The following is an 11,247-nucleotide window of genomic DNA, read 5'->3' on the forward strand; positions in this document are numbered from 1 at the left end:
CGCCCTGCCAGCCTTCACCATAGAGTGACAACCCCGAATTATGATAAACTAAGTTGGCATTCTTGATGTAATTCTTCTGGGAAATTCAAAGCGATGCAGCAATACTCATATAATATGAGTATTTGTCACGTGCCACAAAAGCTGACATTCGACATACAGCAAAATCAAATACTTAGAATTTCCGATTGCCACATAAGTTGACACGGATTGACACATAAGCTGACAAAAACCTGCAGAATTGACAGAAAAGCTGACAATTTTCATCTTAGAGGCTTTAGTGCTCCAGTAGACAGCTCATTCTGCTACGTGAAGTGTTTCCGAACGCGAACCAGAAACAAAGATAACGCTATCAGTCTCAAAGCTTTCCAAAGTCCATTCTCGGTACTGCTCACCGACAGACAGACGCACTAAATCATCGCCTGATTGTGGCAAGAAAAGACCCAAGAACTTCCCGTTATCACTAATCACCCCGACGACCTTTAGGTCTAACGGCTCTGGCAATCTTATTTGAGGAGGAGGGGCTTCCTCTTCTTTGCGCTCAGGCATTAAAACTGGCTCAGCCGGTCTCTGAAGCGCATCTCTTTCTGCCAAGAACAGTGGCTTGTTCAAAAACGCTCCTCCCGAAGCCGGCGGGTCTAATTTTGACAGGACCTTTCCCCGTCCAAAAGTTCTGCTCTGGTGCGGCAAAGTTTCAGCACGTTCTGTTTTTAATGAGTCAATACCGTTCGCAAACCAGACTACAGATGTTGATGCTAGCACTGAAACAACCAGTACTACTGCTGGAACTAAAATGCGAAGCTTGGAGCTAGAGATCACGCTGCCCCCTCCACAATGCAGAGAGTTCTAATGTGACATCAACGTAAATGTCTTCGATATAAGACCGGCCTTCAGCCGCCCTCATTGCACGCCTAACGGACAGATCCAGATGATCAACAGACATCAAGAGTTCTTCCGAGGCAACTGCACTTAAGAACTGTGCAATGTTCGCATTTTTGGCAACAGCCTGCAGCCTCAACCGCACCTCGACGCGATCATTGTTTCCAGTAGATCTTGGCAAACCCTGCATTCTACGCACCACGAGCCCGTGGCGTTTTGCAAGATCGGACACCAGCACCTGCAGCGATGAGACCGCCAAGGAATACGTCGGGTCACGCAGGATAGCATCGGTTTCTTCAAGCCGCATACGAGCGGAATCTACATATTCCTGAATATTCGAGCGACCCGAAATTTTCTGAAAAAGGCTCTCAAGATTTGCTTGGAGATCAGAGATTTCCTCTCGCGAATGGATGATCTGAGAGACTGGCTCCAGATACAACCAATGCACACTCCACACGACAAACATGCCCGTTAATGAGCCTGCGATCAATCGTTGTAGAATGGGTTTCTTTTGCTCCGCTTCAGAACTCAAAACCGCTCCTCCGTAGTTGGAAGAGCAGAAATCAATTCCCAATCGACTTTCATCTGAATTGAAAAGCGGTCTTTCCCGGTTATCGGATCCGGGACTATGGGCGCTGACAATTGAACCGAGTGGAAGGATTTCGACTGTTCGAGTATTTGGGGCAACTTTGCAGTCGCAACACCATACCCAGATATTTGGAGGTCATCACCAGTCAGCTCGAGTTTTTGTAGCCAGCTTGAAGTGGGCAGCACATCTGCAACGTTATCAAGCACGGCACGAATAGCTTGAGAGCGTCGCTGAATTTTTGCAAGAGCACGTTCTTCCACTTCCAGCTTGTCAGCACTTTCCAAAAGCACCAAATATTCGTTCATCTCAGTCTTTATTCGTTGCTGCTCATTTGAAAGAGTAAGGTACTGTGCATTCAATTGCGACTGAACATATTTGAGAGCTACTGCTGGTAAGAGAATAGCTAGCAATAAAGCGATCACGATGATGGCATTTCGAATAGCGGATGCACTCGATTTCGCCTTCCAACGGTGCAGCCAAATTCTGTTGCCGTCATTTTGCGTATAGATAGCACCTTCTTGCGGCGGCACCTCTGCCAGCTGCACTTGCCTGCAACGCTTTACAAAATCTTTGAAGATAAAGGCGACATCAACCTGTACTGAACCTGATTCGATGTTGGCAGAACGTATCGCGCTCTGAAACACTACGGTGCTGGGCTCGTAAGGACAAATCTCAGAGAAATGCCGGTTAATGTAGGTGTCTAGCTGGTTAACCTCTGCAGCAGGAACTTCGACAGTTCGGCTGAAGACTTCTTCACGATCAACCTCGACTAAAAGCTCATATTCACTTTGCCGACGCGCTTTGGAACCGAGTATTTCCTGAAGTTTCGTAAGATCGTCAGCACAGCCTTCTAAGCCCGCAAAACGGTAAGATATGCTGGGCTCTTTATTGGATATATTGAGCCATAGTGTTTCTTGGCATTCTGCAAAATACCGGGCTACTTGGTTAGGAATGCAACCAATCACACCATCCCACCACCAGTGCACACCCTGTGAGACCTTGTCCAACCAGCGATCAGCGATCAATTTTTTTCGCTCCAATACTTCACGTCAGTAAAACCGGGTTTCATTGCGCCATCTGGGTTCCGCCATGAACTTTGGCCAATCGACATTCTGATGACCTTCAAATTCGATTGTCATTTCCACCAGGTCAGGTAGTCCACCTTGCCCCTGCCATGCGCCCCCCCACTCGCGGCTCCCCGAACGATAAGCAAGATAGCGAAAGTTCAGCGAGCTAACACCGTCGAGAAGAACTCTTCTTTCATATTGTTGATCATTAGCTTGCCGCTGCCCCATGAGGTCAAGAGCCCACCAGTCAAGGATCAACTGATTTCCGTCAAGGTGGAGCACAAACTCATTTGCCAATCCATTCGAAAGTCCCCGCGGATAGGCCGAGAACAATCTCAGGTTGGTCGAACTCCCAATCACAGGGGAATTTCCGACCTCGTGATCATCGAACTGGTTCAACTCAGAGGCCGGAACCATATCGGATAGAAGCCGTCGAACCAACTGTTGCACCATTACGACATCCGAGCGTTCTTCAATCTTTTTGTGACTGACATCCCATATCCGCCCCCCGAAACGCAATCCACCGAAGACCGCTGCAAATATAGCCCCCGCAACCACGAGTACTATCAAGAGCTCGACAAGCGTAAATCCTGCCTGTTTTACGTGGGAGCGGCACTTCATTATGGAACCTTAGCCTTGAGCGTTCGCAATTCGGCGATTTGGCGGCCGTGGTGCCGAACAACAACCTCTACCTCGTATAATGCAAAGCGGTTATTCGCTTTGCTTTGGCTTAAGGAGTCTCCTTCACTAATCAGAATATTGATCTCAAATCCATCTTTCTCAGTGATGGTGTGCTGCCCGTTTTCCAAACGATATAGACTTCCAACAGAAGCCAAATAGGACTGAGCATAAAGCACACCATAAGACATCTGATCACTTCGTTGCACGGCAACAACACCATCTGAAAACCTACCGTAAATCGGCACAAGTGCCAGGGCGAGGATGGTAATCGCAATCAAGCTTTCAAGTAGGGTAAACCCACACGAACCGCGACAGAAGCTCAGTTGCAACTTGAAAAGCAGAACCATAGATCAATCCTGCTCGACCATAGTTACATCACCAGTAAGCCAATCAACTTTGACTTCCACTCGTTTTCCGTCTCTTTGCGCAACGATGCGGCCACCGGTTGAGCTACCATCGGGAAAAAACCGAATAGCCGAGGAAGCATCCCCCACCTGTTCCTGCCTTGCTGAAAGAAGCGAAATTTCGCTCTGTTCGCTAAAGCAATGCTCACTCGGACCGTCTTCATCAGCCCCGACTTTCGCGCGACAGTTCCCGGTTAATGCATCAAGGACGAAGCGCTTCTCGCTACCACTCAAGATCGCACTCATTCTCGTATCTTCAAGTAGGCGCTCAACATTCGCAATTTCGTCGTTCAGCGCTCGCCCGCCGATCATCGCTGACCAGTTAATTGGCGCAAAAGACAGGATCAGTCCAACGACGGCAAAAACAACCATCAACTCGAGCAGTGTGAACCCGCTTTCGGACCGATCAAGCACTACCAGCTTCCAAGGTCTGCGTTGATACCGTCACCACCTTCTTGCCCGTCGGCCCCGAGCGAATAGATATCAAATTCACCATGACTTCCCGGAATGCGATACTGATATTTGTTCCCCCAAGGATCCGTAAGCGCATCGTCCTTTTTCAAATAAGGCCCATTCCATCGGCCCGAGGATTGCGGCGATTCGATCAGCGCATTCAACCCTTCTGATGTATTGGGGTAACGACCAACATCAAGCCGATAAAGGTCGAGCACACCTGACAATCGGCTGATCTGGATCTTTGCAGTATCTGCCTTGGCGCTATCGAGATATTTGAAAACCTGTGGCGCAGCAATCGCTATAATCCCGCCAAGAATGACAAGCACAACCAGCAACTCAATCAGTGTATAGCCAGCCTGCGTTCGAGCTCTACGATCTGCAAATCTCTTCTGATTACTTGAATGCATAAACTCAAAACTCATTACATTGGAATGTCATAGATACTAAGAATAGCGCTAAGAATAGACCCGCATATCAAGGCAACCACCACGCCAAGAACAATCGTAATCGCTGGTACAAGCATCTTCATGAACTGATCAATCTGCCGACCCAGTTCGTTTTCCTGAATCTCGGATACTTTTACAAGCATTGATTGTATCTTTCCACTTTGTTCGCCAGCTTGTGTCATCTGGCCAACGATTTCTGGAAAAACGCCAGCTGACGCAACAGGTATCGCGATACCCTCGCCGCGCTCGATCTTTGAACGTATCGGCGCCATCTTTCGCGCCAAATGCCGGTTGGAAACCGTAGCCAATGACAAATCATACGCTCTAAGCGTGGAAACACCGGAGCTCAAAAGCACGCCAAAAGTGCGACAAAACCTGACGGCATCCGCCTTACGAACCATCTCGCTTAATACGGGAATTCCAAGCAACCATCTGTCCCACTTTTCTCGCCCAATTTCCGAACGGACATCCCGCACAATTAACAGTACGAGCAGCAAGGCGCTCAGCAGCAGCAACCAACCATACGTTTGCATGAATTCTGAAATTGATAGCATTGCTGCGGTTAAGGGCGGGATATTGTCACCGGCTTCTTCAAAAATCGGTGCAAATTGCGGCAACACCACAGACATCAGTAATGCAATCGTGGCAGCCGCGACCAAAAGAACAAGTGCTGGATACTGCAGAGCACTACCAAGCTTCTGCCGGAGCGCCATTGACCGTTCCATCTGATCTGCTACATCCGCCATAGCGGATTTCAGCTTCCCGCCCGCTTCACCAGCCTGAATCAATGCGACATATTGCGGCTGAAACAGATTGCCTTCCGCGGCCAGCCCGCCTGATAATGTACCACCATCATTTATATGCGATAGCACACGCTTCGCCAAATCTGATATGGCACTGTTTCCTTTGATGTCAGAAATCATCGTCAGCGCTTTATCGAGCGGAAGTGCGGCATCGATGTAAGTCGCCAAGTTCCGCATAAACAGAACCAGATCCCTGTCCCTTAGACGCTTGGCGCTATGCAGTTCAAGTCCACCAAACAAACCCCTACGCTTGTTTTCTTCTATGCTGATTGGCACCAAACGACGTTTACGCAACAGTTGCGCCAGGGCCTCACCATTCTCTGCGCTTTGCCGCCCCTCAGTGCGTTTGCCATTCTCATCAATGGCGGTGAATTTGAACTGTGGCATGATCTGCTTCCCGCTTAGCGCTTGGCAACCCGCAAGACTTCTTCAATGGTCGTATCACCGCCCAGCACGCGGCGCATTCCATCGGCATAAAGCGTCGTCATGCCGCCATCGATCGCAGCCCTGCGCAGCTCACTGACTGCGACGTTTTTCAAAACAAGGCGACCGATCTCATCACTCATCTCAAGAATCTCAAGTAATGCTGTTCGACCACGGTATCCTGTTTGACCACAGCTTTCACAGCCACAGGCTTTATACACATGCCCCGGAAGCCTTTCCCCATCCGTCAATTCACTAAGGCCAAAATGCGCGGTCATCTCCGGCCCCAATGCCACGGGTTCTTTGCACGTTTCACAAAGCTTCCGCACAAGACGCTGCGCAACAACCCCAATCAAGGTCGAACTAACCAGATAATTATCAATACCCATATCTGTCAGACGCACGATTGAGCTCGCCGCGTCATTGGTATGAAGTGTCGAAAGCACCAAATGCCCGGTTAAGGCCGCTTGCACCGCAATCTCGGCTGTCTCCCCGTCGCGAATTTCCCCAACCATTAGAATATCGGGATCCTGACGCAGGAAAGATCGCAAGATATGTGGGAATGTAAGGCCAATAGCCGGCTTCACTTGCACCTGATTGATCCCCGAAAGCTGATACTCGATCGGGTCTTCAGCCGTCAAAATCTTGACATCTGATCTGTTCAGTTTGGAAAGTGCCGCATAAAGCGAGGTCGTCTTACCACTGCCGGTTGGGCCGGTAACAAGCATAATGCCATGCGGCTGGGTAAACAATTGGTCAAGCTTTGACTGGTGCTCAGCCGAAATACCAAGCGCGTCAAACGATAACCGTACCGCACTGCGATCAAGTACCCTCAACACAACTGTTTCACCACCAAGCCCAGGCACAATCGAAACACGTAAATCCACCGGTGCCCCACGCACACTGGTATTTACCCGACCATCTTGGGGCAACCGTCGCTCTGCAATATCCAGGTTGGCCATAATCTTGATACGTGAAACCAAAGCCGCATGCATCGAAAGCGGCGGGCTCATCACCTCGCGCAGGCTGCCATCCAGTCGAAACCGCACCCGAAGCGCATTTTCAAACGGCTCAATATGAATGTCAGACGCTCGCATCTCGACCGCACGGGCGATCATCTGCCCCACCAAGCGAATAACCGGCGCACCACTCGCCAAATCGCGCAGGCGTGCAACATCGGCCGCAAGATCAAGACCGTCCTCCATCCCGACCGTCGCAATCGCCGAAGCTTCTTCCGCCGTTCCATGAACACGCAAAATCGCCTGCTCAAGCTCGGCTGGAACAGCAATAAGAACTTTAACCGTTTTACCCGAAAGATTTTCAACCGCCTGCAGAACAAACTCATTGAGCGGATCTGAAAGCGCAACCGACACAAATTCTTCATTCTGACCAAGGATCAACGCGCCAGCATTGCGCAGAAACTCAGGTCGGAAATGTTCGCCAAGCACCACCTTTTCTGGCACATCACGTGGCGCGAACACTTCAAGATCAAGCACCGCAGCCATCGCCTGCGCCAGATCCCCTTCAGATACAAGACCAAGCTTTGGCATCAGGCGATGCAACGCATCATCGGTTTCCTGACGAACCGACGTCGCCCGCAACAAGGCCCCCGGATCGAGCTTACCTGCACCGACAAGCTTCTCGCCAAGCTTTGCTTCAAAGTCGTCAATATCGTCAATCAGTGGCACCGCTTCCCCCAACCTGTTTTCGTTTTCACACGGCAACAATCGGCCCATGTAACCACACGATCCAGCACGCCAGTGCCAAGTAACTGCCAAACGGCACCATATCCTGATGATGCGATCTGCGCCCCCTCGAAACCAGCACGCCATGGACAAGCAATCCGGCGATCGCCGCGATCAGGATGACACTCCCCAATCCCTGCCAACCAACCCAGACACCCACAGCCCCCATCAGCTTGACATCCCCGAAACCAAGCCCATCCTGACCACGCAATTGGTGATAAATCCAACGAACGCCCCACATGCCGCCCGCTCCCAGACCGGCACCAAGCGCAATGTCGCTCAACCGTTCCGGATACAACTGAAAGGCAACCAATACCCCGCCAACCAGAACAACCAACACAAGCCAGTCCGGCAAAACAAAGTTCTCAACATCAATAATCGCAAGCGTCAGCAAAGCCCACCCAAGCAATACGCCAACAACCATCAAATCATCTGGCAACCCAGAGACCGCCCAAATAGCAACCCCCAACGCACCAAGCTCAATCAACGTATCGCGCTTGGCAAACGCCACCCCGCAATGACGACAGCGCCATCCCAAGACCAACGCACTTAACACCGGCACCAAGTCCCGTGCTCTAAGAACTTTGCCACACGCATCACAACGCGACCTCCCGAGCACAAACTTGTCGCCCCTTGGCCAACGCAAGGTCAAAACAGCAATGAAACTTCCGACAAAAACGCTTATAACAATCAGGAAGCTCGCTAATATCTGACCCATCTCAAACTCTTGTTCTGGTAACCGTAAACCCGTGAAACCCACGTCATCCGACATAGCACCGAACACCACCACCTTCGAGGATTCTTTTACCACATCATCGCGCAAAGGTTGTCGTTCGTGTGGTTACGCTTTACTCAGTGTGATGTTTGGTCTTGTCCTGATCGGCATCATTGCCGGGCAGTTTGCCATGTTGGTGCGCACAGACCTTACTAAAAGCAACAATCTGCTCATCACGGCACAGGCCAATGCCACTGTTGACGCCATTGCGCTGCGTGTGGCCAACGGGTTTCTTGACGAAAGAGGCAAAGGTTTTTGGAAAGCTGATGGTACGGCATATGCTTGGCGAGAGAATGCGTTTGATATTCGGATGACCGTCGAAACCGATAGTGGTTTCGATCAAACAAACAGCCATAACCTCTCGGCTTCACTGTTGATCGAACTTATAAAGGCCCATGGGCGTTCCGCTGAAGAAGCCAAGAGCATTGCCGACGACATCCTCGCCATCTCGCAAATCCCAAGCCGTCCCGTTCAGGTGAATAATGTCTCGTCGTCGGCTAATATCGATAGCGACAATAAGAATCAATCAAGGCGCGCTCAGCTTCTGTCCATTGACGGTATGGATGATGAACTCGTCAACAGTCTCATTCATATCATACCATTCTCGCCCACCTCATCGGGTCCCATTGACGACTCTCGACAAAACGAAGAAACCATCGAACCTTCCTTCGATGGCAAGCTCTCTGTAACCGCGTCTGATACTCAAAATGGAATTGTTAGGTTAGGTGACACCAACAAGACCCAAAACGCACCTCTATCTGCCATACAAATGAAAATACGACTTCAGCAAAGCGGGAACATGGTTGTGGACATCAATGTTCGGATTACCCTGACGGCTCCTAAGGAAACACCTTTGCAGATTCTTAGGATGTGATGTGGATGTTCGGAGGCTTTTTTTATCATCTCACCCCATCAATAGATAAATTTGCCTCCATAATCGCAGTATCATTGCACCAGGAACCAATCAGCTACTAAATACACGTCCGCCCCATTCTCCCTGAACCACAATGTCTATTCGGAAGTAATTCACCACTTTTTCTAAAACGTTAACCGATCAACATTTTGAAGAAATATTGATCATTTTCTATTTAATGCATCAAGACTTCCGAGGGCAATGAAACCAATCTCTTGTTCATCAAACCTACCAACTTTCTTCAGCAGAATTGCACCCACATCACAGACTCTCTCAAGCAACTCTTCGTCTACAGGATACACGCTCTCCCAGCCAGCCATCAGCAGTGTAGATAAGCTCTGTTGGTTACAGCCAAAAACAACCCCAGCCATCTGATCTTGCTCCAACAACTCCAATGCATTCCGCAAGTCTTCATGACGTAACCCTACGCCTGCAAAGTATCGTAACTTGCCATCCTGATGAACTGTCACTTCCATCGCATCATCACGATTAGCCCATCTTTTAAATCGACCATTAAGGCCCTTAAAATACTTCTTATGTTCGTTAACCCGTGTCGCTGGAACCCATGTTGAATGGCCAGAAATCAACACAGGGATCCCACAGAGGTCTGGCCTATTTAATTCAGCAACAATGTCTTTGAACAAAAATAATAATTCAGCCGGTTTCGGAGCACGGGGTAGAAGCCATGCCTTACCAGCTATTCTAGTTTCCGCAGAGCCCCATCCGAGGTTGTACACGTCATTTACAATACGCACGTTTGGGGCAAATATCGTTCTAATGTTAGTAGTCAAAATGATCGCCCTTCTCGTTATTGAAATGTGGTCCACGATTCTGTGAGTTGCCCGGCCCGAAGTTATGGCCTCCGGCGTCGTCACGGATAACCTTAGTCCGTCCAGTACCTTTCACCTCAAACTCATAACTTTTTCCTAGCTGTACAATACCACGACGATCTTTGTTCACACTTACTTTACTCGGTTGTTGACTGACAGGTATTCCAACACTTCGCTTTGCCTCACGAAAAGCCCCGCGCCTTCCGGCTCCTTGCGGACTTAAGTTTGCTGGTTTACTACCGACGCTGCTCTTGAATGCAGCTTGCGCTTCCGCCGCCGCAACTTTCGTACTGCTCGCTAACGGCCCTTTCACATTACGAAGCGACAGCGCCATAACTGCGACTGAAGCAGCTTCGCGCATTCCAAGATGCCGCTCAAACTCATCAACATCTTCCTTAGTGAACAAGTCGAGGGACTCAATTTCAGCAAGGGCACGCTGCTTTGCCCCCATCCATTTGCTTCTTGCACCTACAGTAGCCGCGATTCTAATCCGGTGATTTGCAGTCGCTATATGCGAAACATTGCGCAAATAAGAATTTACCGCAGTTCTTATTCGCGCCTGCCTTTTAGCTTCCATCTGATCAATCGGGTTTCCAAAAACAAAGTCCTTGAACTTATCCCACGTGCTTCGGCCATCATAATTATGGTCTGAGCCGCCTTGATATCCTGGGCCTGTTGAACCATCCGCAAATTCTACGACCCCCCCCTTATCATCAAAAAGCGCAAACCCTGTCGGATCGGTAAAAGAAAGCGGATTGTTCCGGACATAAGCGTAACGGTTGAAGTCTTGGGTGAGATTAGGCTCTGGCACGTTCGGATCGGGACTAAGCATACGGCCCAGTTCCGGATCATAGATACGGCCATTCATGTGAATGATGCCAACCGCATCAAGTTGCTCGTGCCCGGTAAAGCCGCGTGGTGTATCGACCGGACGGATGGGTAGAAGTGCGGCTTCCCAGCTCGCCTCACGGCGTGCACCATGAGCATCATAGGACATGGCCTCACTGACAGTTCCCGTCACATCCGTGGTCAGAACCACCGATCCGATATGATCAAGTGAATACCAAACCGTCTTTTCGGTTTGCGTTGTATCTTGCGCAATCTCGATCTTGTGAAGAGCCAGGCTGGCATCATCGGCACGGATATAGTGCAGATGCGTATCCACACCCGCCGTATCACCATTGCCATCCACCACTGTCCGGCGCTCATAGTAGCTCCCGACATAGGCCACTTCCTTGG

General features: G+C 49.9%; 13 protein-coding genes. 1 reads left to right on the forward strand and 12 read right to left on the reverse strand.

Translation table 11 applies throughout. From position 1 onward, the window contains the following. Positions 1 to 294: 294 nt before the first annotated feature. From ACXAIA_RS10210 to ACXAIA_RS10255, 10 genes are read right to left on the reverse strand one after another with little or no spacing between them, the layout of a single operon-like run. A complete protein-coding gene (locus ACXAIA_RS10210; RefSeq protein WP_475349232.1) occupies positions 295 to 816 on the reverse strand; it encodes a hypothetical protein in 522 nt (173 codons plus the stop codon). Beyond that, on the reverse strand, positions 806 to 1,408 hold the full coding sequence (gspM, locus tag ACXAIA_RS10215; RefSeq protein ID WP_475349233.1) for a type II secretion system protein GspM: 603 nt from the start codon (positions 1,406 to 1,408) through the stop codon (positions 806 to 808). The genes ACXAIA_RS10210 and gspM overlap by 11 nt, the downstream gene beginning before the upstream one ends. Next, positions 1,405 to 2,490: a PilN domain-containing protein gene (locus tag ACXAIA_RS10220; RefSeq protein ID WP_475349234.1), complete on the reverse strand. Its 1,086-nt coding sequence runs from the start codon at positions 2,488 to 2,490 to the stop codon at positions 1,405 to 1,407. Before ACXAIA_RS10220 ends, gspM begins: the two co-directional genes overlap by 4 nt. 24 nt (positions 2,491 to 2,514) lie before the next feature. Then, positions 2,515 to 3,153 (reverse strand): type II secretion system protein GspJ, encoded by a 639-nt coding sequence (locus ACXAIA_RS10225; RefSeq protein WP_475349235.1) that lies wholly within the window; start codon positions 3,151 to 3,153, stop codon positions 2,515 to 2,517. Next, positions 3,153 to 3,560 (reverse strand): type IV pilus modification PilV family protein, encoded by a 408-nt coding sequence (locus ACXAIA_RS10230; protein ID WP_475349236.1) that lies wholly within the window; start codon positions 3,558 to 3,560, stop codon positions 3,153 to 3,155. The genes ACXAIA_RS10225 and ACXAIA_RS10230 overlap by 1 nt, the downstream gene beginning before the upstream one ends. A 3-nt stretch (positions 3,561 to 3,563) precedes the next feature. After that, positions 3,564 to 4,031, reverse strand: a complete 468-nt coding sequence (locus ACXAIA_RS10235) for a GspH/FimT family pseudopilin (protein ID WP_475349237.1) — start codon at positions 4,029 to 4,031, stop codon at positions 3,564 to 3,566. After that, a complete protein-coding gene (gene gspG / locus ACXAIA_RS10240) occupies positions 4,031 to 4,495 on the reverse strand; it encodes a type II secretion system major pseudopilin GspG (RefSeq protein WP_475349238.1) in 465 nt (154 codons plus the stop codon). Before gspG ends, ACXAIA_RS10235 begins: the two co-directional genes overlap by 1 nt. Further along, positions 4,495 to 5,709: a type II secretion system F family protein gene (locus ACXAIA_RS10245; protein WP_475349239.1), complete on the reverse strand. Its 1,215-nt coding sequence runs from the start codon at positions 5,707 to 5,709 to the stop codon at positions 4,495 to 4,497. Before ACXAIA_RS10245 ends, gspG begins: the two co-directional genes overlap by 1 nt. A 14-nt stretch (positions 5,710 to 5,723) precedes the next feature. Further along, on the reverse strand, positions 5,724 to 7,433 hold the full coding sequence (locus ACXAIA_RS10250) for a GspE/PulE family protein (protein ID WP_475349240.1): 1,710 nt from the start codon (positions 7,431 to 7,433) through the stop codon (positions 5,724 to 5,726). A gap of 25 nt (positions 7,434 to 7,458) precedes the next feature. Beyond that, positions 7,459 to 8,313, reverse strand: a complete 855-nt coding sequence (locus tag ACXAIA_RS10255) for a prepilin peptidase (protein WP_475349241.1) — start codon at positions 8,311 to 8,313, stop codon at positions 7,459 to 7,461. A 37-nt stretch (positions 8,314 to 8,350) separates the two neighbouring features. Here ACXAIA_RS10255 and ACXAIA_RS10260 point away from each other — a divergent pair, with 37 nt between their 5' ends. Continuing rightward, a complete protein-coding gene (locus ACXAIA_RS10260) occupies positions 8,351 to 9,139 on the forward strand; it encodes a hypothetical protein (protein WP_475349242.1) in 789 nt (262 codons plus the stop codon). A 203-nt stretch (positions 9,140 to 9,342) separates the two neighbouring features. Here the strand turns inward: ACXAIA_RS10260 and ACXAIA_RS10265 are convergent, their stop codons facing one another. Both ACXAIA_RS10265 and ACXAIA_RS10270 read right to left on the reverse strand, forming a co-directional pair. After that, a complete protein-coding gene (locus ACXAIA_RS10265; protein WP_475349243.1) occupies positions 9,343 to 9,969 on the reverse strand; it encodes a hypothetical protein in 627 nt (208 codons plus the stop codon). After that, positions 9,959 to 11,247 (reverse strand): RHS repeat-associated core domain-containing protein (locus ACXAIA_RS10270; RefSeq protein ID WP_475349244.1); only part of this gene is annotated, 1,289 nt, incomplete at its 5' end. The genes ACXAIA_RS10265 and ACXAIA_RS10270, both read right to left, overlap by 11 nt.

Source organism: Thalassospira sp. ABL2_045, from assembly GCF_056161285.1.

Excerpts from the sequence above, each read along its gene's own strand:
- ACXAIA_RS10260 (WP_475349242.1), top strand. The coding sequence starts at position 8,351 with ATGTTTGGTCTTGTCCTGATCGGCATCATTGCCGGGCAGTTTGCCATG.
- ACXAIA_RS10225 (WP_475349235.1), bottom strand. The coding sequence starts at position 3,153 with ATGAAGTGCCGCTCCCACGTAAAACAGGCAGGATTTACGCTTGTCGAG.
- ACXAIA_RS10230 (WP_475349236.1), bottom strand. The coding sequence starts at position 3,560 with ATGGTTCTGCTTTTCAAGTTGCAACTGAGCTTCTGTCGCGGTTCGTGT.
- gspG (WP_475349238.1), bottom strand. The coding sequence starts at position 4,495 with ATGAGTTTTGAGTTTATGCATTCAAGTAATCAGAAGAGATTTGCAGAT.
- ACXAIA_RS10245 (WP_475349239.1), bottom strand. The coding sequence starts at position 5,709 with ATGCCACAGTTCAAATTCACCGCCATTGATGAGAATGGCAAACGCACT.